The sequence below is a fragment of the Tropicimonas isoalkanivorans genome (genome assembly GCF_900112335.1).
Lineage (GTDB): Bacteria > Pseudomonadota > Alphaproteobacteria > Rhodobacterales > Rhodobacteraceae > Tropicimonas > Tropicimonas isoalkanivorans.
Window position 1 is genome coordinate 21,039 of the sequence record NZ_FOLG01000022.1, and the last position, 22,738, is coordinate 43,776.

The 22,738-nt window shown below is 65.3% G+C and carries 16 protein-coding genes; 3 read left to right on the top strand and 13 right to left on the bottom strand.

Going from position 1 to position 22,738, the window contains the following annotated elements:
- Positions 1-90: 90 nt before the first annotated feature.
- The 5 genes from upp to BM075_RS22230 are packed head-to-tail and all read right to left on the bottom strand — an operon-like array spanning position 91 to position 4,623.
- Positions 91-723, bottom strand: coding sequence for a uracil phosphoribosyltransferase (gene upp, locus BM075_RS22210; protein ID WP_093362841.1), 633 nt, complete (start codon positions 721-723; stop codon positions 91-93).
- On the bottom strand, positions 716-1,702 hold the full coding sequence (locus BM075_RS22215) for an adenosine deaminase (protein WP_093362842.1): 987 nt from the start codon (positions 1,700-1,702) through the stop codon (positions 716-718). The genes upp and BM075_RS22215 overlap by 8 nt, the downstream gene beginning before the upstream one ends.
- Positions 1,702-2,913, bottom strand: coding sequence for a phosphopentomutase (locus BM075_RS22220; RefSeq protein ID WP_093362843.1), 1,212 nt, complete (start codon positions 2,911-2,913; stop codon positions 1,702-1,704). The genes BM075_RS22215 and BM075_RS22220 overlap by 1 nt, the downstream gene beginning before the upstream one ends.
- Positions 2,910-4,220, bottom strand: a complete 1,311-nt coding sequence (locus tag BM075_RS22225; protein ID WP_093362844.1) for a thymidine phosphorylase — start codon at positions 4,218-4,220, stop codon at positions 2,910-2,912. Before BM075_RS22225 ends, BM075_RS22220 begins: the two co-directional genes overlap by 4 nt.
- A 1-nt stretch (position 4,221) precedes the next feature.
- Positions 4,222-4,623 (bottom strand): cytidine deaminase, encoded by a 402-nt coding sequence (locus BM075_RS22230; protein WP_093362845.1) that lies wholly within the window; start codon positions 4,621-4,623, stop codon positions 4,222-4,224.
- A 208-nt stretch (positions 4,624-4,831) separates the two neighbouring features.
- On the opposite strand from BM075_RS22230, the gene BM075_RS22235 reads away from it, so the two are divergent.
- A complete protein-coding gene (locus BM075_RS22235) occupies positions 4,832-6,736 on the top strand; it encodes a propionyl-CoA synthetase (protein ID WP_093362846.1) in 1,905 nt (634 codons plus the stop codon).
- A gap of 61 nt (positions 6,737-6,797) precedes the next feature.
- Here the strand turns inward: BM075_RS22235 and BM075_RS22240 are convergent, their stop codons facing one another.
- On the bottom strand, positions 6,798-7,559 hold the full coding sequence (locus BM075_RS22240; protein WP_093362847.1) for an NAD kinase: 762 nt from the start codon (positions 7,557-7,559) through the stop codon (positions 6,798-6,800).
- 189 nt (positions 7,560-7,748) lie between these two features.
- On the opposite strand from BM075_RS22240, the gene glyA reads away from it, so the two are divergent.
- Together glyA and BM075_RS22250 are read left to right on the top strand one after the other, a co-directional pair.
- Entirely contained in the window at positions 7,749-9,035 is a 1,287-nt protein-coding gene (glyA, locus tag BM075_RS22245) for a serine hydroxymethyltransferase (protein ID WP_093362848.1), read from the top strand.
- Positions 9,036-9,095: 60 nt separating this feature from the next.
- Positions 9,096-9,806 carry a glutathione S-transferase gene (locus BM075_RS22250; protein ID WP_093362849.1) on the top strand — a complete coding sequence of 237 codons (711 nt, stop codon included), beginning with the start codon at positions 9,096-9,098 and terminating at the stop codon, positions 9,804-9,806.
- A gap of 244 nt (positions 9,807-10,050) precedes the next feature.
- On the opposite strand, the gene BM075_RS22255 is transcribed toward BM075_RS22250, so the two are convergent.
- The 7 genes from BM075_RS22255 to BM075_RS22285 all read right to left on the bottom strand — a co-directional run bounded on the left by BM075_RS22255 (position 10,051) and on the right by BM075_RS22285 (position 22,712).
- A complete protein-coding gene (locus BM075_RS22255) occupies positions 10,051-10,581 on the bottom strand; it encodes an OsmC family protein (protein WP_177208452.1) in 531 nt (176 codons plus the stop codon).
- A 578-nt stretch (positions 10,582-11,159) separates the two neighbouring features.
- Positions 11,160-15,407 (bottom strand): DNA-directed RNA polymerase subunit beta', encoded by a 4,248-nt coding sequence (gene rpoC, locus BM075_RS22260; protein WP_093362851.1) that lies wholly within the window; start codon positions 15,405-15,407, stop codon positions 11,160-11,162.
- 81 nt (positions 15,408-15,488) lie between these two features.
- Positions 15,489-16,373, bottom strand: coding sequence for a sulfotransferase family protein (locus BM075_RS22265; protein ID WP_093362852.1), 885 nt, complete (start codon positions 16,371-16,373; stop codon positions 15,489-15,491).
- The gene (gene rpoB / locus BM075_RS22270) at positions 16,370-20,506 is read right to left on the bottom strand and encodes a DNA-directed RNA polymerase subunit beta (protein WP_093362853.1); all 4,137 of its coding nucleotides are present in this window, start codon (positions 20,504-20,506) and stop codon (positions 16,370-16,372) included. The genes BM075_RS22265 and rpoB overlap by 4 nt, the downstream gene beginning before the upstream one ends.
- 236 nt (positions 20,507-20,742) lie before the next feature.
- Entirely contained in the window at positions 20,743-21,123 is a 381-nt protein-coding gene (gene rplL / locus BM075_RS22275) for a 50S ribosomal protein L7/L12 (RefSeq protein WP_093362854.1), read from the bottom strand.
- Between the two features lie 66 nt (positions 21,124-21,189).
- Complete coding sequence (gene rplJ, locus BM075_RS22280) at positions 21,190-21,708, bottom strand: 50S ribosomal protein L10 (RefSeq protein ID WP_093362855.1); 519 nt, start codon at positions 21,706-21,708, stop codon at positions 21,190-21,192.
- Between the two features lie 305 nt (positions 21,709-22,013).
- On the bottom strand, positions 22,014-22,712 hold the full coding sequence (locus BM075_RS22285) for a L,D-transpeptidase (RefSeq protein ID WP_093362856.1): 699 nt from the start codon (positions 22,710-22,712) through the stop codon (positions 22,014-22,016).
- Between the last annotated feature and the right edge of the window lie 26 nt (positions 22,713-22,738).

Genomic DNA, 22,738 nt, shown 5'->3' on the forward strand with positions numbered 1-22,738 from the left:
ATCCCCACAAGATGTTGGGGCGGAGATTGCAGGACGGCCCTAATCGAGTAAAGCTTTTTTTCCCCTGCGCGGTCCCGAATTTGGAAACACTTATTTCGTGCCGAACATCCGGTCGCCCGCGTCGCCCAAACCCGGTTCGATATAACCGTGATCGTTCAACCGTTTGTCGAGCGAAGCTGTGATGATGGGCACGTCGGGGTGGGCCTCCTTCATCCGCGCGACGCCCTCGGGTGCGGCGAGCAGACACAGGAAGCGGATGTTGGTGGCGCCAGCCTTCTTCAGCAGGTCGATCGTCGCGACGGCGGAGTTGCCGGTCGCCAGCATCGGGTCCACAACGACCACGAGGCGGTCGGCGAGGTCCTCGGGCACCTTGAAATAGTACTGCACCGGCTGCAGCGTCTCGGGGTCGCGATACAGCCCGACGAAGCCCACGCGCGCCCCGGGGATCAATTCCAGAATGCCGTCCAGCAAGCCGTTGCCCGCCCGCAGGATGGAGATCAGCGCCATCTTCTTGCCGGAGAGCTTCGGCGCCATCATCTTGCACAGCGGCGTTTCGATCTCGACCTCCTCCATTTCCATGTCGAAGGTCACTTCGTAGGCGAGCAACTGGCTGATCTCGCGCAGGAGCTGGCGGAACTTGGCTGTGGAGGCGCTTTTGTCCCGCATCAGCGACAGCTTGTGTTGTACCAGCGGGTGATCGACGACGGTCAGGTGGTCATACATCGGCGGCCTCCAATCGTTTGAGGATCTTCTCCCGGGTGTCGGCATCGCAGAACGCGGCCTCCGCGGCAACCCGGTTGAGCGCGGCAAAATCCACCGCCTCCCATCCGAAGGCGTCGGCAAGGCGATCATACTCCTGCGTCATGGTCGTGTGGAAGAACGGCGGATCGTCGGTGGAAACGGTCACCTTCACCTCCCGGTCGCGCAGCCGCGCGATGGGGTGGGCGCGTAAGTTCGGGTACAGGCCAAGCGCGATGTTCGACCCGGGGCAGACCTCCAGCACGATGCCGCGCTCGGCAAGCGTGTCCACCAGCGCCAGATCCTCGATCGCCCGCACGCCATGGCCGATGCGTTCGACGCCCAGATCCTCCACCGCCCCGCGCACGCTGTCCGGCCCCCGCCACTCGCCTGCGTGGCAAGTGAGCCGCAACCCGGCCTCCCGCGCGCAGTCGAACGCCCAGGCGTAGTCTTTCGGCTCGCCCACGGCTTCGTTGCCGCCCAGGCCAAGCCCCACGATCCACGCGCCCGCCGTTTCGGCGGCGCAGAGGGCCGGCGCCTTGGCCCGCTCCGGGCCGAAATGGCGGATCGGGGTGACGATCCCGCGCAGCACGGGGCCGCCCTTCGCCGCCACGTCCTCCGCCGCCTCCCGCATCGCCGCGAGGTAGTCCCGCCAGGCCGACAGGTCCCCCCCGCCGCAGAAGTCGGGGGAGACGAAGGTTTCCGCATAGATCACGCCCTGCGCGTCCAGCTCTTCCAGCACCGTGCGGACCAGCCGGGCGTAGTCCTCTGGCGACCCGATGACGGAGGTCGCCGCCTCGTACACTCGCAGGAAATCTACGAACCCGTCATAGGCATAGGCGCCCCGCTCGTCGAAGATCCCGGACAAGTCGACCTTCTTCTCCGCCGCCAGCCCGCGCACGAACGCCGGCGGCGCCGCGCCCTCCAGATGCAGGTGCAGTTCGACCTTCGGCATGTCCCGCATCAGAGAAAACTCCGCCCCGGCCCCTGCGCCGGCACGCCCAGATGCGCGGCGACGCTGGCCGCCACATCGACGAACGCCACGTTGCCCAGCGGCCCGGTGCCCACGCCGTAGCAGAGGACCGGAACCCGCTCCCGGGTGTGATCGGTGCCGGACCACGTCGGGTCGTTTCCGTGATCGGCCGTCAGCAACAACAGGTCGCCCTCCCGCAGGCGCGGCAGCAGCCGGCCCATGCTCGCGTCGAACCATTCCAGCGCGGCGGCATAGCCGGAGACGTTCCGGCGGTGGCCGTAAAGGCTGTCGAATTCGACGAAGTTGGCAAAGGTCAGGCTGCCATCCGGGGCCTCGACCACGAAGTCGAACAGGTGGTCCATCAGGACGGCGTCGCGCCCCTTGCGCACCTCGTCGATGCCGCGCATCGAGAAGATGTCCCCGATCTTGCCCACGCCCTGCACCCGCCGGCCCGCGGCCTGCACCCAGTCGCAGAGCGTCGGTTCCGGCGGTTCGATGGCATAGTCGTGCCGGTTGGTGGTGCGGGTGAACCCCTCCTCCGGCGTGCCGACGAAGGGGCGGGAGATCACGCGCCCCACCTTCATCTTGTGCAGGATCGGCGCGAGGTCCGCGCAAAGCTTCTGCAGCCGCGCCTCCCCGAACGTCTCTTCGTGGCAGGCGATCTGGAACACGCTGTCGGCGGAGGTGTAGCAGATCGGCCAGCCGGTCCGCATGTGCTCCGCGCCCAGATCGGCGATGATCTTCGTGCCGGAGGCGTGGCAATTCCCAAGCGTGCCGCCGACGCCCGCCATGGTGCAGACCGCCTGCACCAGCGGGGGCGGAAAGGCGGGCTGGGTGTCCGGGAAATAGTACCAGTCCCATGGCACCGGCACCCCGGCCAGTTCCCAGTGGCCGGAAGGCGTGTCCTTGCCCGGCGAGACCTCAGTCGCCGCGCCGAACCGGCCCTGCGGCTCCGCGTCCAGCCCCGGCGCGCTCTCGCCGCAGGCCGTCCGGAGCGCCGCGTTCAGGCCAAGCCCTGCCAGAACCGGCATCCGCAGCGGCCCGCTGCGCCCGTCCTCCGCGCGGCCCTCCGCACAGGCCCGCGCGATATGAAGCAGGGTGTTCGCGCCGGTGTCTGGCACGTCGCCGTTGAAGAACCGATCCGCGTCCGGCGCGCCACCGCACCCGACGGAATCCATCACCACAAGAAAGGCACGGCTCATGGGGCGATCCTTTCGTGGACCAAAGGCGGCTCAGAAACCTCGCCGTCCCCCACCACGTAGGCCGCGCGAATGGCGGCCGCGGCGGCGCCGGCCGCGTCTTCGGTCGCCGCATGGACGCGGGCGAGGGGCCAGGCGTCGGACACGGCGGTGCCGATCGTCGCCAGCCGGTCGAAGCCCACCGACGGGTCCAGAACGTCCCCCTCCCGGAGCCGCCCGCCGCCCAGGTGCACCACCGCCATGCCGACGGCGCGCGTGTCCACCCGTTGGACCGTCCCGGCCTGCTCGGGGAAGATGTCGCGGATCACCGGCGCCTCCGGCAGGTACCGCCGCCAGCCGCCCACGAAATCTGACGGCCCGCCAAGCGCAGCGATCATCCGCTCGAAGCCCTCGACCGCGCGCCCGCTCTTCAGCGCCTCCTCGATCATCGCCGCCCCGGCGTCGCTGTCGTCAGCCAGCCCGCCGATGGCGAGCAGCACCCCGCCCAGGTCCACCGTCAGCTTCCACAGCGGCTCCGCGATGCCTTCGCCCGTCAGCGTCCGCATCACCTCCGCCACCTCCAGCGCGTTCCCGGCGCTCTCCATCAGCGGCTGGCTCATGTCTGTGATGAGCGCCTCCGTCCGGCAGCCGGCGCCGTTGGCGGTGTTCACCAGCGACTCCGCCAGCGCCCGCGCGCTCTCCGCGTCCGGCATGAAGGCGCCGGAGCCCACCTTCACGTCCAGCACCAGCCCCTCCAGCCCCGCCGCGAGCTTCTTGGACAGGATAGAGGCGGTGATCAGGTCGATGCTCTCCACCGTGCCGGTCACGTCGCGGATGGCATAAAGGCGCTTGTCGGATGGCGCGATGTCGCCCGAGGCGCCGACGATGGCGCAGCCCACATCCGCCACGATCTGCCGCAGCCGGTCCTGCGGCACCTCGGCGGTGTAGCCGGGAATCGCCTCCAGCTTGTCCAGCGTGCCGCCGGTGTGGCCCAGTCCGCGCCCGGAGATCATCGGCACATAGGCCCCGCAGGCCGCCAACGCGGGCGCCAGCGGCAGCGACACACTGTCGCCCACGCCGCCGGTGGAGTGCTTGTCGAGCACCGGCCCGGGCATGTCCCAGCCCATCACCTGGCCGCTGTCGCGCATCGCCTCCGTCAGCGCCACCCGCGCGGGCACCGGCAGCGGCGCGCGGCACACACCCATGGCAAAGGCGCCAACCTGCGCGTCCGTCACCCCGCCGCTGCCGATCGCCGCCCCGAACCACGCCGTTTGCTCCGGTGACAGGTCGCCCCCCTGCCGAAGCACGGCCAGAATTTCCTTCGCGTCCATGTCACTCGGCCTCCATATGTGCGGCCGTAAAGGCCCCCGGCAGCAGCTCCGCCACGGTCATCGTCAGCGTTTCGCCCGCCGTCGTCGCCATCGTCACCCGCACGTCGCCCGCCGCGAACTCCTTCAGCTTCTGCCGGCAGCCACCGCAGGGCGGCACCGGGGCGGGGCTGTCGGCGATCACCGCCACCTCCGCGATTCGATACTCCCCCGCGGCCGCCATCGCGGCAATCGCCCCGGCCTCGGCGCAGGTCCCTTCCGGGTAGGCCACGTTCTCCACGTTGCAGCCGGAATAGACGGCGCCGGATTCCGTGCGAATCGCCGCGCCGACCTTGAAGTTGGAATAGGGAACATAGGCGCGGTCACGAACCGCCCGCGCCGCGGCCATCAGCTGAGAATCGTTCATCAGGTGCTTCCTTTTTCACCAATCTTTCGATCCGAACCGGCGGATGCAACCCACCGCGACCCGCCACCGCCTGGATTGCTGCAGTGCGGCAAATTTAAGTGGATTTTCGGTATACTTTTGCGTACAGTCAGCGTGCCGGGAGGGCGCGGAAGCTTGCGGGACGCCCACACGTTCCGTATTTCTTGGAGCATTGTAAGGGAGGAAGATCATGGGGTATTCAGACATCTATCGGGAGTGGCAAACCGATCCGGAAGCATTCTGGATGAAGGCTGCCGAAGACATCCACTGGTACAAGAAACCGTCCAAGGCGCTCTTCGACGAGAACGCGCCGGTCTACGAATGGTTCTCCGACGGGCTGACCAACACCTGCTACAACGCGGTGGACCGGCACGTCGAAGCGGGGCGTGGCGGCCAGCTCGCCATCATGCACGAAAGCCCGATCACCCACTCCACCAAGGGGCTCACCTACCGCGAACTTCGCGACCGTGTGGCCTCCCTGGCCGGCGCCCTCAAGATGCGCGGCGTGGAGAAGGGCGACCGCGTCATCATTTACATGCCGATGATCCCCGAGGCGCTGGAGGCGATGCTCGCCTGCGCCCGGATCGGCGCCGTCCACTCGGTCGTCTTCGGCGGCTTTGCCGCCCATGAGCTGGCCGTACGGATCGACGACGCCAAGCCCACGGCCATCATCGCCGCCTCCTGCGGCCTGGAGCCCAACCGCGTCGTCCACTACAAGCCGCTGCTCGACGAAGCGATCGAACAGGCCGAGCACAAGCCCGACTTCTGCGTCATCTTCCAGCGCGAGCAGGAAGTGGCGAAACTGGTCGAAGGCCGGGACTTCTCCTGGCACGGCTTCCAGTATGGCGTGAAGCCGGCGGACTGCGTGCCGGTGGAGGGCAACCACCCCGCCTACATCCTTTATACCTCCGGCACGACCGGCCAGCCGAAGGGCGTCGTTCGCACCACCGGTGGCCATCTCGTCGCCCTGCAATGGACGATGAAGAACATCTACAACGTCGGCCCCGGCGAGCGCTTCTGGGCCGCCTCCGACGTGGGCTGGGTCGTGGGCCACAGCTACATCTGCTACGGTCCGCTGATCGCTGGAGCGGAGACCCTCGTCTTCGAAGGCAAGCCCATCGGCACCCCCCACGCCGGCGTCTTCTGGAAGATCATCCAGAACCACCGCGTGAAAAGCTTCTTCACCGCGCCGACCGCGCTCCGCGCCATCAAGCGGGAGGACCCGAAAGGCGAGTGGATCAAACGCTACAAGCTGCATGACCTGCAAGCGCTGTTCCTGGCCGGCGAGCGCGCCGACCCCGATACGATCAAATGGGCGCAGGAGCACCTGAACGTGCCCGTGATCGACCACTGGTGGCAGACGGAAACCGGCTGGGCCATCGCCGCGAACCCGATCGGGGTGGAGACCTTGCCCGTCAAGATCGGCAGCCCGTCCGTGGCCATGCCGGGTTACGACGTTCACATCCTCGACGAGGGCGGCCACGAGGTGCCGGACGGCACCATGGGCGCCATCGCCATCAAGCTGCCGCTGCCCCCGGGCACGTTGCAGACGCTCTGGAACGCCGAGGAGCGCTACCGGAAGTCCTACCTCGAGCACTTCCCCGGCTACTACGAGACCGGAGACGCGGGCTACAAGGACGAGGACGGCTACCTCTACATCATGGCCCGCACCGACGACGTCATCAACGTCGCCGGCCACCGGCTCTCGACCGGCGCCATGGAGGAAGTCCTCGCCGCGCATCCGGACGTCGCGGAATGCGCCGTCATCGGCGTGCACGACGACCTCAAGGGCCAACTCCCGTTCGGGTTCCTCTGCCTGAACTCGGGCAGCGACCGGAAGCCGGAGGATGTGATCGCCGAATGCGTCTACCAGGTTCGCGACCAGATCGGCCCGGTCGCCGCGTTCCGCCATGCCTGCATCGTGGACCGTCTGCCCAAGACCCGTTCTGGCAAGATCCTGCGGGCCACCATGCAGAAGATCGCGGACAGCGAGGAGTACAAGATGCCGGCGACCATCGACGATCCGGCCATCCTTGACGAAATCACCGCCGCCCTGCGGGACGCGGGCTACGCAAAGGTCCGCGAACCGCAGTAAGCGCGGGGGCCAACACGGATCGTCCGGCCCCGCGCCGGGCGGTCCCTCTGCCTGCGATCCGTTAGACGAACTGTTCCCGGATCAACCGTTCCTCGAGCCCGTGACCGGGGTCGAAAAGCAGCCGGTGCCGGATCTCCGGCTTGCTGCGAATGATGACCTCCAGAACATCGCGCACCGAATTGCGGCTGTCGGCTTCGGCCATCACCGGGCGCTTCTCGTGCTCCAGCACGTCGAACCGAACCTCCGCCCGCGCCGGCAGCAACGCCCCGCGCCAGCGCCTGGGGCGAAAGGCCGACATGGCCGTCAGCGCCAGCACCCCGGACCCGATGGGCAGGATCGGCCCGTGCGCGGAATAGTTGTACGCCGTCGAGCCCGCCGGCGTGCTGACCAGCGCCCCGTCCGCGACCAGCTCCTCCATCCGCACCCGCCCGTCGACCGATATGCGCAGCTTCGCCACCTGCGGCCCCTGCCGCAGCAGGGAGACCTCGTTGATGGCCAGACCATCGTGCACGTCGCCCGCGCTGGTCGTCGCTTGCATCGCGAGCGGGTGGATCACCTCCTCCTCGGCCTCGTCAAGCCGCTCGATCAGCCCGTCGGGGGCGTATTCGTTCATCATGAACCCGACCGTGCCGCGGTTCATGCCATAGACCGGCGTGTCCAGGTGTTGCATTCCGTGCAGTGTCTGCAGCATGAACCCGTCGCCGCCGAGCGCGACGATCACGTTGGCGTCCTCCGGGTCGTGATCGCCATACGCGTCGGCCAGGGTGCGCTTGGCCGCCTGCGCGACGTCCGCCGCACTCGCCAGGAAGGCGATCTTGGTCATCTGAAACTCCCCGGGCTGCGCATCCGTTTCCGGTCCGACCGTCCGACGCCTGCATCGGAAACGCAAGCCGCGCATTTTGCCGCGTGCAGGCCGCTTACCGGGCTTTTGTCGCGGCCCGGCTTGGGATACATCCGCCGCAACGGAAACCATGCGACCCCGCGTCAGGTCCGCTGCCCTGGAGAGCTGCCCATGAGCCTTGATACCGGATTCTTCACTGAAACCCTCGCCGAAACCGACCCCGAGATCGCCGAGGCCATCGCCCTCGAACTCGGCCGTCAGCGGGACGAGATCGAACTCATCGCCTCGGAAAACATCGTCAGCCGCGCCGTGATGGAGGCGCAGGGCTCGGTGATGACCAACAAATACGCCGAGGGCTGCCCGGGCCGGCGCTACTATGGCGGCTGCCAGTTCGTCGACATCGCCGAGACCCTCGCCATCGAGCGGGCCAAGCAGCTCTTCGGCTGCGCCTTCGCCAACGTCCAGCCCAATTCCGGAAGCCAGGCCAACCAGGGCGCCTTCACCGCCCTCATCAAGCCCGGCGACACGATCCTGGGCATGAACCTCGCCTCCGGCGGCCACCTCACCCACGGCGCGCCGCCGAACCAGTCGGGCAAGTGGTTCAACGCGGTCCAGTACGGCGTGCGCCAGCAGGACAGCCTGATCGATTTCGACGAGGTCGAGGCGCTGGCGCAGGAGCACCAGCCCAAGCTCATCATCGCCGGCGGCTCCGCCATTCCCCGCCAGATCGACTTCGCCCGCTTCCGCGCCATCGCCGACAGCGTCGGTGCCTACCTGCTGGTGGATATGGCCCACTTCGCCGGCCTCGTGGCCGCAGGCGAGCACCCCTCGCCCTTCCCGCACGCCCACGTCGCCACCACCACCACCCACAAGACCCTCCGCGGCCCCCGTGGCGGCATGATCCTGACCAATGACGAGGCCATCGCCAAGAAGGTCAACTCCGCGATCTTCCCCGGCATCCAGGGCGGCCCGCTGATGCACGTCATCGCCGCCAAGGCCGTGGCCTTCGGCGAGGCGCTCCGGCCGGAGTTCAAGGACTACGCCAAGCAGGTCCGCGCCAACGCCGTCGCGCTGGCCGACGAGCTGATGAAGGGCGGGCTCGACATCGTCACCGGCGGCACCGACACGCACGTGATGCTGGTGGACCTGCGTCCCAAGGGCGTCAAAGGCAACGCCACCGAAAAGGCGCTGGGCCGTGCCCACATCACCTGCAACAAGAACGGCATCCCGTTCGACCCGGAAAAGCCCACCGTCACCTCCGGCGTCCGCCTCGGCACCCCCGCCGGGACGACCCGCGGCTTCGGCGAGGCGGAATTCCGGCAAATCGCCCGGATGATCGTGGAGGTCGTCGACGGCCTCGCCGCCAATGGCGAGGACGGCAATGCCGAGGTCGAGGAAAAGGTGAAAGCCGAAGCCATGGCCCTCTGCGCCCGCTTCCCGGTCTACCCCGACCTCTGACGCACCTGTCGCCCCCACGCGGGGCGACATCACCCACCGCTGGGGCAGGGGAGGGCACCCATGGCGACGGACTACACGCTCTACTACTGGCCACTCCCCTTCCGGGGCCACTTCGTCCGCTACGTCCTCGCCCATGCCGGTGCCGACTGGCGGGATGCCTCCACCGGCGATCTGGTCGCGCTGAAAGGCGCCCCCGTCGCGGAGCAGCCCGTCCCCTTCATGGCGCCGCCGCTCCTGCACGACCGGCCGGGCGATCTCTGGCTCGCCCAACTTCCCGCGATCCTCGGCCATCTCGGCCGCACCTTCGGCCTCTATCCCGGAACACCGGCACAGGATGCCCTGACGACCGCGCTGATCGGCAATGCGGGCGACGTGCTGGAGGAGATCACTTGCAATTGCGGCCGCACCATGTGGACGCGGCCCGCATGGGAGGAGTTCACTTCCGACCGCCTGCCGCGCTGGATGCAGATCTTCGAGGAAATCGGTCGTCGCCACGGGCTGACCGAAACCGACGGGTTCATTCTCGGCACACCGGAGGCCGGACTGGCGGACCTCGCCACCGCCGCGCTCTGGTTCACCATGACCGACACCCTTCCGGGACTGGCGCCCCTGCTGGACCGGCACGCCCCCTCCATCTCCGCCCTCTCCCGCCGCATCGCCACCACACCCGCCATCGCAGACATGCGCGCCGCGTGGGACGCGCAACACGACCGCGCCTACTGCGGCGGCCAGATCGAAGCGTCCATCCGCAGCATGCTGGACGGGCGCTGACCGCCGGACCGACGACCGAGCCTTGGTTTCAGCGGCACACTGCACCGCGGCGACAGTTCAGCCCGACCGGTGGTTCCAATTACCCGCCTTGGCTAGGTCTTTCTCCGCAAGACCGAAGTTGCTTGGTTTACGGTCACAGTCGGCTGTCCCGACAAACCCAATCCGTCTTCTTGGCAAATTTCGAGGCGACAATGCACACCCAGCGGTCTGCAGTTTGCGACGCCACGTCCTGGCATTCCACCGATCACGTCGTTTGCTGCTGGACCTCCAACGCGACCGGAACGGTATTCGCCACGATGTCGCGGAGCGGGCAGTGGGTGTCTGAAGCCGTCCGGAGCATCTCGATCTGGTCCCTTGGTGCGTCGGACACCAGACGGACCTTTACGCGAAGCGCCTCAAACCCCGGCCGGACGCTATCGTCCACCGCCAGGAACCCGCGCAGATCTATATCCCCTTCAACCTCGACCTCGATCTCCTCTAGGGGAATGTCCATCGCGGTTGCGTAGGCACGGTACGTCATTGCTTGGCACGTCCCGATGGACGCCAGGACAAGTTCCACCGGGCTCGGCCCGGCGTTATGACCTCCCAACGCTTCCGAAAAGTCTGCTGTCAGTTTGTGATCGCGAATTTTTGCTTCGGTGCGGAAACCTTCCGCCGACGTACAAGCCGATCTGAAGGTCACCTTGCCCTTCTCGGGGTCGGCGCGAATGGCGTCTTGAGTGCCCAGTATGATGGATTTCAGATCGTTGTCTGAGGTTCTGGTCGCGAGTGTCATGACGATTTCCCCCTCTCGACCGATGACACCAAGCGCCGTCCCGAGACGAACTGTGACGCGCAGACAGGACGACCAAAGTGCCATTGGCCGCTGTTGTTTCGATGCGAGAAGTATACGCCGAAGGGGACGTTGCACCCATGACGGCCGTCAACCGGTTCTGCTTTTCGGGCCAACCATCCCGCGAAGCCGGAGCAAGCTGCAAGCACCTGGAGTAACTGCCCGGGGAAATACGATTTCAGGCCGCGATGGCAGAGAGGCAGTCATCCGGCCTAAACCGTCAGATGACCGCAAAGCTGGCATGGCCGCCTCGCACCGTGTTTGCTCCGGACGTCCGAAATTAGGGCGTCGAGGCCGGCTATAGATCTCGTCCCGGGATATTTCATCCCACGGTTCGGTCTGGCCCCACGCGCCGGGAAAATCTTGCCAAATCGTTACTACGCCTCCCTAAGTCACTGATTTTCTTTGTTGTAGGTCCTGTCTCACACGTGGGACGCCCCCCGGCGCCAAAGAAACCGCCCCAAAGAAAAAGGCCCCCGCCGATCCGGCAGGGGCCTCTCGATTTTTTCAGGTCGCCCCGATCAGAAGTCGCGGCTCTCCGGCGTCTCGATGATGAAGCTGTCGTCGGCGTCTCCACCGACCACATCCTCCACCGGAGCCGCCAGCGCCGCCGCGGCTTCCGCCTCGGCCTGCCGCGCCTCGATCACCGACTGGTCGCGCTCCTGAGCGATCCGACGGACCCGCTGCGTGGCCCCGCCCGTACCCGCCGGGATCAGCCGGCCGACGATCACGTTCTCCTTCAGGCCCACGAGCTTGTCTCGCTTGCCCTGCACGGAGGCCTCGGTGAGCACCCGCGTGGTCTCCTGGAACGACGCCGCCGAGATGAAGGACCGCGTCTGCAGGCTCGCCTTGGTGATGCCCAGCAGGATCGGCTGCCCTTCGGCCGGCCGACGGCCGTCCTTGAGCGCCTTCTCGTTGGCCGCGTCGAACTCCGCCTTGTCCACGTGTTCGCCCTTGAGCAACGTCGTCTCGCCGGAGTCGAGGATCTCCCACTTCTGCAGCATCTGCCGAACGATCACCTCGATGTGCTTGTCGTTGATCTTCACGCCCTGCAGCCGGTAGACGTCCTGCACCTCGTCGATCATGTAATCGGCGAGCGCCTCGACACCCATGATCGCCAGGATGTCATGCGGCGCCGGATTGCCGTCCATGATGTAGTCGCCCTTCTGCACGAAGTCGCCTTCCTGCACCGGGATGTGCTTGCCCTTGGGCACCATGTACTCGACCGGCTCCAACGAGTCGTCCGCAGGCACGATGGAGATCCTGCGCTTGTTTTTGTAGTCGCGCCCGAACTTCACGTAGCCGTCGGCTTCCGCGATGATCGCGTGGTCTTTGGGCCGCCGCGCCTCGAAGAGTTCGGCCACCCGCGGCAGACCGCCGGTGATGTCCTTCGTCTTCGCACCCTCGCGCGGAATACGCGCCACCACGTCGCCGGCTTTGACCTGCGAGCCTTCCTCGATCGACAGGATCGCATCCACCGACATCGGGTAGGTTACCGGGTTGCCGGCCTCGTTGCGCACAGGCTCGCCGGTTTCCGGATCGACGATCAGGATCTCCGGCTTGAGCTCGTTGCCCCGGGGTGCCGAGCGCCAGTCCGACACGATCTTCTGGGTCATGCCCGTCGCATCGTCGGTATCCTCGCGCACGGAGATACCGCTGATGAGGTCCACGAACTTGGCCGTACCGGCTTTCTCCGCGATGATCGGCAGGGTGTACGGGTCCCACTCGAACAGCTTGTCGCCACGGGCGACCGTCTGACCGTCCTTGACGAAGACCTTGGTACCGTAGCCGATCTTGAAGCTGCCGCGCTCCGCCCCATGCTCGTCTTTGATTGCGATCTGCATGTTGCGGCCCATGACGATCTGATCGCCGGCCTCGTTCTCCAGAAGGTTCGGGTTGTGGAAGGCAATGATGCCCTCCTGGTTGGCCTCCTGGAAGGACTGCTGACCACCCTGAGCAACGCCGCCGATGTGGAAGGTCCGCATCGTCAGCTGTGTGCCCGGCTCGCCAATCGACTGCGCGGCGATGATGCCCACCGCCTCGCCGATGTTGACCATCGTGCCGCGGGCAAGGTCGCGCCCGTAACACATGGCGCAGACACCTTCCTCCGCTTCGCAGGTCAGCGGCGAGCGCATGCGCACCGAGGCGAGACCGGAGTGCTCGATCTCGTCGGCCTTGCGTTCATCGATCAGCTCGTTGCGGGCAACGATCACCTCGTCCGTGCCCGGGCGCAGGATGTCTTCGGCTGCGACACGGCCAAGGACACGCTCCCCGAGCGAGGCCACGACTTCCCCGTCGTTGACGGCGGGTTCGGCAGTGATCGCCTGATCGGTGCCGCAGTCGTGCGACCGCACAATGCAGTCCTGTGCCACGTCCACGAGGCGGCGGGTGAGGTAGCCCGAGTTCGCCGTCTTCAAGGCGGTGTCCGACAGACCCTTCCGGGCGCCGTGGGTGGAGTTGAAGTACTCCAGCACGGTCAGACCTTCCTTGAAGTTCGAGATGATCGGCGTCTCGATGATCTCGCCCGACGGCTTGGCCATCAGGCCGCGCATGGCGCCGAGCTGCTTCATCTGCGTGACCGAGCCCCGTGCCTTGGAGTCCGCCATCATGTAGACCGAGTTCGGTTCCATCTCGGCGCCGTTCTCGTCCTTCCGCTTGGCGGAGATGGTGGACATCATCGCCTCGGTGACGCGGTCGTTGCACTTCGACCAGGCATCGACAACCTTGTTGTACTTCTCACCCTGGGTGATCAGGCCGTCCATGTACTGCTGTTCGAAGTCCTTGACCTGCTCCTTCACGCTGTCGACGATCTCCCACTTGTTGTCGGGGATGACCATGTCGTCCTTGCCGAAGGAGATGCCGCCCTTGAAGGCCTCCTTGAAGCCCATGGACATGATCTGGTCGCAGAAGATGACGGACTCCTTCTGACCGCAGTAGCGGTAGACGGTGTCGATGACCTTCTGAACCTCGCCCTTCTTGAGCAACTTGTTGACGAGGTCGAACGGCGCCTTCGCGTTCTTCGGCAACAGGGCGCCCAGGCGGACGCGGCCGGGGGTGGTCTCGTACCGCTTCAGCACCTCTTGCCCGTGCTCGTCGATCTGCGGCACGCGGCAAGTAATGCGGGCGTGCATGTGCACTTCGCCGGCATTGAGCGCGTGCTCGACTTCCTCGATGCCGCCAAAGATCATGCCCTCGCCCTTCATGCCCTCGCGTTCGAGGGTCACGTAGTAGAGGCCGAGCACCATGTCTTGCGAGGGAACGATGATCGGGGCGCCGTTGGCGGGCGACAGGACGTTGTTGGTCGACATCATCAGCACGCGCGCTTCAAGCTGGGCTTCCAGCGAAAGCGGCACATGGACGGCCATCTGGTCGCCGTCGAAGTCGGCGTTGAAGGCCGAGCAGACCAGCGGGTGGAGCTGGATCGCCTTGCCCTCGATCAGGACCGGCTCGAAGGCCTGGATGCCGAGGCGGTGCAGGGTGGGGGCGCGGTTCAGCAGAACCGGGTGCTCCCGGATGACCTCGTCGAGGATGTCCCAGACTTCGGGGCGCTCTTTCTCGACCAGCTTCTTGGCCTGCTTCACCGTGCTGGACAGGCCCTTGGCCTCCAGCCGCGAGTAGATGAAGGGCTTGAAGAGCTCGAGAGCCATCTTCTTCGGCAGGCCGCACTGGTGCAGCTTGAGCTCCGGACCCGTCACGATGACGGATCGGCCGGAGAAGTCCACCCGTTTGCCGAGCAGGTTCTGACGGAACCGGCCCTGCTTGCCCTTCAGCATGTCGGAGAGCGATTTCAGCGGGCGCTTGTTGGCGCCGGTGATGACCCGGCCACGGCGGCCGTTGTCGAACAGCGCGTCAACCGACTCCTGCAGCATCCGCTTCTCGTTGCGGATGATGATGTCCGGCGCGCGCAACTCGATCAGCCGCTTGAGGCGGTTGTTTCGGTTGATGACGCGGCGGTAGAGGTCGTTGAGGTCCGACGTGGCGAAGCGGCCGCCGTCGAGCGGCACCAGCGGGCGCAACTCTGGCGGGATGACCGGCACGACTGTCAGGATCATCCATTCCGGACGGTTGCCGGATTCGATGAAGTTTTCGACGATCTTCAGCCGCTTGATGATCTTCTTGGGCTTCAGCTCGCCGGTCGCCTCCTTGAGCTCCTCGCGGAGTTGTTCGGCGGTCGATTCCAGGTCGATTTGGGCCAGCATCTCGCGGATCGCCTCGGCGCCAATGTTCGCCGTGAAGGCGTCGGTGCCGTACATGTCCTGGGCGTCCATGAACTCTTCCTCGGTCATCAGCTGACCGTAGGTGAGGTCCGTCAGGCCCGGCTCGATGACGACGTAGTTCTCGAAGTAGAGAATACGTTCGAGGTCGCGCAGGGTCATGTCCAGCATCAGGCCGATGCGGGAGGGCAGGGACTTCAGGAACCAGATGTGCGCGACGGGCGCGGCCAGTTCGATGTGGCCCATCCGCTCACGGCGCACCTTTTGCAGCGTGACTTCCACGCCGCATTTTTCGCAGACGACGCCGCGATACTTCATGCGCTTGTACTTGCCGCACAGGCACTCGTAGTCCTTGATCGGGCCGAAGATCCGGGCGCAGAACAGGCCGTCGCGCTCGGGTTTGAAGGTCCGGTAGTTGATGGTCTCGGGCTTCTTGATCTCGCCATAGGACCACGAGAGGATCCGTTCCGGGCTCGCCAGCGACACCTTGATCTCGTCAAAGACCTTCGGCGGGGTGAGCGGGTTGAACGGATTGTTGGTCAGTTCCTGGTTCACGATGTGTCCTTTCGAAGCACAGACGTTCGGCAATCTATTATTCGGCGACCCGGAAATCGGGCCCGCCAAGGGATTACGACGTTAAGTTGCAGCGACCGCCTGAGGGCGTTTCTTCGCGAGTTTCGATTTCCGCCGCGCACCGGCCTTTCCGGGCTTTGCGCCCGAAGGCTGTCCTCTGGCCCCGACCCTGCTTTCTGCAAGTTTACCGGACAGGATGCAGTGGTTGCGCACGATCCGCCTGTAAGAGGCGATATCGGCCTGCAGGGCGATCTGGCGGCGAAGACTTTCATCCCGTTCGCGCGCCTTGGACACGATCGATTCGTTGTACTCTTCGACAAGCCCGGTCAGCACGGCCTGGTCGGCATCCTTGATGTCCAGACCGAGTGCACCGAACAGTTTGCCGAACGCCTCCAGCGAACTGAATAGCTCCTCGTAGCTCACGACCGTGATCGGCCTTCCAGCGCGGAGGCACTCAAGTGTCTTCGAGACGCTGTTGTTCCACTCTCGGATCGCGGTCTTCGCCGACCTATTCCAGCGATCGTCCGCATCCGCCCTGCGGGCTTCGTAGCTCTCGGTCACCGAGATCGGGTTGCGGACGATATAGACCACTCTAATCCCCGGAAACCGGTCGAACAGGTAGTCGTATGTCAGACCGAGCGCCGGAACCTTGTCGCCGATGAACCGGGCGCGGTCATAGGCCGCCCCGACATCGTCGTACATATTCTCGAACCGTGCCTTCCCGATCCGCTCCGGAAGCGGCGCAGCATCACCCGCGTCCCGCTCCGAAAGATCGGAAAGGAACTTTTCCTTCTCAAAATCCTCGACCTCAATCGTCCCTTTCCGGAACTTCTGCAGGTAGCGTTCACTCCCGAGAAAGATATCCGGATGGGCGTTCAACGCCTTGGCCAGAGCTGTGGTTCCGCTTCGCGCGCATCCCCCCGCAACGAGGAATGACTTATCGATCATTCCTCTCCCTCCGCATCCAGGAGTTCCATGTTGAGGCCGAGGCCGCGCACTTCCTTGACGAGCACGTTGAACGATTCCGGTACGCCGGCTTCGAAGTTGTCCTCGCCCTTGACGATCGACTCGTAGACCTTGGTCCGCCCCGCGACGTCGTCCGACTTCACCGTCAGCATCTCTTGCAGGGTGTAGGCGGCGCCGTAGGCTTCGAGCGCCCAGACCTCCATCTCCCCGAAACGCTGGCCGCCAAACTGCGCCTTGCCGCCCAGCGGCTGCTGGGTGACGAGCGAGTAGGGGCCCGTGGAGCGTGCGTGGATCTTGTCGTCGACAAGGTGGTGCAGTTTCAGCAGATACTTCATGCCCACCGTCACCTGGCGGCTGAACTTCTCGCCGGTCCGTCCGTCGAACAGGTCCGACTGGCCGGACAGGTCGAAGCCCGCCCGCTTGAGCGCGTCGTTCACGCCTTCCTCGCGCGCCCCGTCGAAGACCGGGGTGGCGATCGGAACGCCGCGGGTGACGAGCGAGGCCGCCTCGACCAGGCGATCCTCCTCCATCTCCGCGATGCCCTCGTCATAAACGTCGTCGCCGTAGACGATCTTCATGGCGTCGCGAACCGGCGTCAGGTCGCCCGAGCGGCGGTACTCGTCCAGCGCCTCGTCCACCTTGATACCAAGTCCGCGCGCGGCCCAGCCCATGTGGGTTTCGAGGATCTGACCGACGTTCATCCGGCTCGGCACGCCGAGCGGGTTCAGAACGAAGTCGACCGGCGTGCCGTCCGCGAGGAACGGCATGTCCTCCATCGGCACCACGCGCGAGATCACGCCCTTGTTGCCGTGACGGCCGGCCATCTTGTCGCCCGGCTGAAGCTTGCGCTTCACCGCGATGAAGACCTTGACCATCTTCATAACGCCCGGCGGCAGGTCGTCGCCACGGCGGACCTTCTCGACCTTGTCCTCGAAACGGGCCTCGAGCACGCGCTTCTGCGCCTCGTACTGCTCGTTCAGAGCCTCGACGATCTGCGCATCCTCTTCCTCGGCGAGGGCAAGCTGCCACCATTGGCCCTTGGACAGGGGGGCAAGCAGCTCCTCGGTGATCTGCGCGTTCGCCGGCAAGCCCTTGGGCCCTTTCACGGCGGTCTTGCCGAGGATCAGGTCCTTCAGGCGCGCATAGATGTTGCGCTCCAGGATCGCCATCTCGTCGTCGCGGTCGCGGGCGAGGCGTTCGACCTCCTCCCGCTCGATCTGCAGCGCGCGCTCGTCCTTCTCCACGCCGTGGCGGTTGAAGACGCGCACCTCGACCACGGTGCCGAAGTCCCCCGGCGGCAGGCGGAGCGAGGTGTCGCGCACGTCGCTGGCCTTTTCGCCGAAGATCGCGCGGAGCAGCTTCTCTTCCGGTGTCATCGGGCTCTCGCCCTTGGGCGTGATCTTGCCCACCAGAATGTCCGCAGGCCCCACCTCGGCGCCGATGTAGACGATGCCCGCCTCGTCGAGGTTGCGCAGGGCCTCCTCGCCGACGTTCGGGATGTCGCGGGTGATCTCTTCCGGACCGAGCTTCGTGTCGCGGGCGGCAACCTCGAATTCCTCGATATGGACGCTCGTGAAGACGTCATCGCGGGCGATGCGTTCCGAGATCAGGATCGAGTCCTCGTAGTTGTAGCCGTTCCACGGCATGAACGCGACGATCACGTTCTTGCCGAGCGCCAGTTCGCCCAGGTCGGTCGACGGACCGTCGGCCACGACCTCGCCCTTTGTCACCTTGTCACCCACCTTTACCAGCGGGCGCTGGTTGATGCAGGTGTTCTGGTTGGAGCGCTGGAACTTCCGCAGGCGGTAGATGTCCACGCCCGGATCGCCCACTTCGAGGTCCTCCGTGGCGCGCACGACGATCCGCTGTGCGTCGACCTGGTCGATGATGCCGGCCCGCTTGGCCATGATCGCGGCACCGGAGTCGCGGGCGACCACGCCTTCGATGCCGGTGCCGACGAGCGGCGCCTCGGCTTGCAGGAGCGGCACTGCCTGACGCTGCATGTTCGAGCCCATCAGGGCGCGGTTGGCGTCGTCGTTCTCCAGGAACGGGATCAGCGAGGCAGCAACGGACACCAGCTGCTTCGGCGACACGTCGATGAGGTCGACAGTATCGCGCGGGGCCATGGTGTATTCACCGGACTGGCGGGTGTTCACCAGTTCGTTTTCGAACCGACCCTCGGAGTCCAGGTGCGCGTTGGCCTGCGCCACGGTGTGACGCATTTCCTCGGTGGCGGACATGTAGTGAACCTCGTCGGTCACTTGCCCGTCTTTCACCACCCGGTAGGGGGTCTCGATGAAGCCGTACTTGTTGACGCGCGCGAAGGTGGCCAGCGAGTTGATAAGACCGATGTTCGGGCCTTCCTGCGTCTCGATCGGGCACATCCGGCCGTAGTGGGTCGGGTGCACGTCGCGCACCTCGAACCCGGCGCGCTCACGGGTCAGGCCGCCCGGGCCAAGCGCCGACAGGCGGCGTTTGTGGGTGACTTCCGAAAGCGGGTTGGTCTGGTCCATGAACTGCGAAAGCTGCGAGGAACCGAAGAACTCGCGCACCGCGGCGGCCGCGGGCTTGGCGTTGATCAGGTCCTGCGGCATCACCGTGTCGATCTCGACCGAGGACATGCGTTCCTTGATCGCGCGCTCCATGCGGAGTAGGCCGACGCGGTACTGGTTCTCCATCAGCTCGCCCACGGAACGGACGCGGCGGTTGCCCAGGTGGTCGATGTCGTCCACCTCGCCCTTGCCGTCGCGCAGCTCCACCAGCGCCTTGATGCAGGCGATGATGTCTTCCTTGCGCAGGGTCCGCTGGGTGTCCTCGGCGTCGAGGTTCAGACGCATGTTCATCTTCACCCGGCCGACGGCGGAGAGGTCGTAGCGCTCCGAGTCGAAGAACAGGGTGTCAAAGAGCGCCGAAGCGGCCTCCACGGTGGGCGGCTCGCCCGGACGCATCACGCGATAGATGTCCATGAGCGCGGTGTCGCGGTTCATGTTCTTGTCCATCGCCATGGTGTTGCGGATGTACGGACCGACGTTGACGTTGTCGATGTCGAGCACAGGGATGTCCGTGATGCCCGCGTCCAGCAGCTCCTTGAGCGTGCCGCCGGTAACTTCGCCGTCCTTGTCCGTCTCCCAGGTCAACTCGTCACCGGCCTCGACATAGATCGCGCCGGTTTCCTCGTTGATGATGTCCTTGGCCACGTAGCGTCCGACGATCTGGTCGAACGGCACGAGAAGCTCCGTGACGGTGCCTTCGTCGATGATCTTCTTCACCGCGCGCGGGGTCATCTTCTCGGTGGCCTTGCAGATGACTTCGCCGGTGGCGGCATCCACGAGGTCAAAGGCCGGGCGCGTGCCGCGCACACGCTCGGGGAAGAACTTGGTCACCCAGCCCTTGTTCTTCTCCAGCCGGTAATTGACCGTGTCGTAGTAGGCGTCGCAGATCCCTTCCTGGTCCAGCCCGAGGGAATAGAGCAGGGTCGTCACCGGCAGCTTCCGGCGGCGGTCGATGCGCGCGAAGACGATGTCCTTGGCGTCGAATTCGAAGTCCAGCCAGGAACCGCGATAGGGGATGATCCGGCAGGCGAAGAGCAGCTTGCCCGACGAGTGGGTCTTGCCCTTGTCATGGTCGAAGAACACGCCCGGAGAGCGGTGCATCTGTGAGACGATGACCCGCTCGGTGCCGTTGACGATGAAGGTGCCGTTGGGGGTCATCAGGGGCATGTCGCCCATGAAGACGTCCTGCTCCTTGATGTCCTTCACGGACTTCGCGCCGGTGTCCTCGTCCACGTCGAAAACGATCAGCCGCAGCGTCACCTTGAGCGGCGCGCTGTAGGTCATGTCGCGTTGCATGCACTCGTCGACGTCGTACTTCGGCTTCTCAAGCTCGTACTTGACGAATTCGAGCACAGCCGTTTCGTTGAAATCCTTGATCGGGAAGACCGACTGGAACACGCCCATGATGCCTTCGCCCTCGCGGGGCTCGGCACCGTCGCCGGAGTTCAGGAACAGGTCATAGGAAGATTTCTGAACCTCGATGAGGTTCGGCATTTCCAGGACTTCCCGGATCTTGCCGTAATATTTGCGGAGTCGCTTCTGGCCGAGGAACGATTGCGCCATGTGGGTTTTTGAACCTTTCGTCTGTTGCGGATCGCGCATGCCGTCGGGGCTCGGCTGCGCGCCGCTCACGAATGAAGGGGGCCAGGTTCCATTCCCGCTGCCGTCCCACCGGCAGCTCCCGAACCTGTTGAACCGCGCCTTGGTAAGGGCTCGGGCAAAAGAGCCCTTGCCAAGACAGGTTCGGCTGAAGCCGGTATTTCACCGGCTTCAGCCTCGCAAACAGGGGTGTTCCCCGATTACTTGAGCTCGACTTCGGCGCCAGCCTCTTCGAGCTTCTTCTTGATTTCTTCGGCTTCGTCCTTGGAGACCTGCTCCTTGACGGCCTTGCCGCCGGCCTCGACCAGCTCCTTGGCTTCCTTGAGGCCCAGGCCGGTGATGGCGCGGACTTCTTTGATGACGTTGATCTTCTTGTCGCCAGCGGCTTTCAGGATCACGTCGAATTCGGTCTTTTCTTCCTCGGCGGCAGCAGCGCCACCTTCGGCGGGGCCGGCCATCATCACCGCGCCGCCGGCGGCGGGCTCGATGCCGTACTCGTCTTTGAGGATGGTTTTCAGTTCCTGGGCTTCGAGAAGGGTCAGGCCCACGATCTCTTCAGCAAGTTTCTTCAGATCAGCCATTTTATGGTTTCCGTTTTCCTAGATGTGTTCCAACGCCGGAATTGCAACCCCGGGTCGGTCTCGCGATCAGGCGGCCTCGCCGCGCTCCTCGATGGTGCTGAGAATGCTCGCGATGTTCGAAGCAGGTGCGCCAATAGCCCCGGCGATGTTGGATGCGGGCGCGCCGATGCAGCCGGCGATGGAAGCGATAAGCTCCTCGCGGGACGGCATTTTCGACACGGCCGTGACACCAGCACGGTCCAGGGGGTTCTCGCCCATCGCCCCGCCAAGGATCTCGAACTTCTTGTTGTCCTTGGCGAAGTCCTCGGCCACCTTGGCTGCTGCCACGGGGTCCTCGGAAAAGGTGAGAACGGTCATGCCCGTCAGATACTCGCCGATGCTTTCGCAGGGCTTTCCGTCGAGGGCGATTTTGGCGAGCCTGTTCTTGGCAACGCGAACGGACGCTTCGGCACCGCGGGCGCGGGCGCGAAGATCCTGCATCTCTGCAACCGTGAGACCCTCGTAGCGGGCAACCACCACGACGCCAGAGCTTTCGAAGATCTGGCCGAGTTCGTCGACCAATTTCTCTTTCTGGGCTCTATCCACAGTTTCACTCCAAGTATGGGAGGTGTGCACCCCCCGGCTCATGTTTGCCGGATTGCTCCGGCGTTCAGGTCCGTTGTACGGGGCTGCGCCAAACCGCCCGAGGGAACCCTCGGCCAATCTTGTCGTATCCCGTCTCAGGCAGGAAATTAAGGCGAAGTCGCCACCCACCGTCTTGGACGAAACGCAAAGCAGCGTGCGACGAATCGCACGCTGGTTCGCGAGAGAGTGTGTTATTCGTAAACCACCCGATTGCCAAGGGCAGATCTTCCTACGTGGCCGCCTCCGGCAAGAATGGGCGTCGGCCCTCAGTAGAGCGGGCCGATTTCCGGTGGAGCGAGAGATGGAAGCACCCAGACTTTCGCGCCGTCCTGGGCGCGCTCGTACAGGTCTATGGCGTCTTGATCCAACAGACGGACACAGCCGGAGGAAACGGCTTTGCCGAGGTGCTGCGCCTCGCAGCCGCCGTGGATGCGGTACAGCGTGTCTTCGCCATTCTGGTAAAGATAGAGCGCACGCGCGCCCAGCGGGTTGCCCGGCCCCGGGTCCATTCCGCCGTTGGCGACGGTGTAGGGCTCTAGTTCCGGATGACGCTCGGCCATCTCTTGCGGGACCTTCCAGCGCGGCCATTTCCGCTTGAATTGCAGCTTTGCCACGCCGGACCACGAGAACGCCTGCCGCCCGGTGCCGGCCCCGTAGCGCAGCGCCATTCCATCCGCCTCGACGAGGTAGAGGTAGCCATTGTCGGGGTCGACGATGATGGTGCCGGGAATCTCCTGCGGGTAGGGGTTTTCGACCTGTTGCCGCCAGAGGCGTTCCGGCACGACCCCTTCGGGCACAGCTGGAACCGGGTAGGGCTCGTCGAAGTTTGCGCCGTAGAAGGCCGGAAGCGGGGGGATCGGCTCGAGCGGAACGGGCTGGCGGGTCACGGTCTCCGGTACGGGCTGGGTACAGGCCGACAGAGCGGCGGCGCTGCCCACGGCAAGGAAACTGCGTCTTGTGAACATATGGAAATTCCTCTGGTGTCTCATCT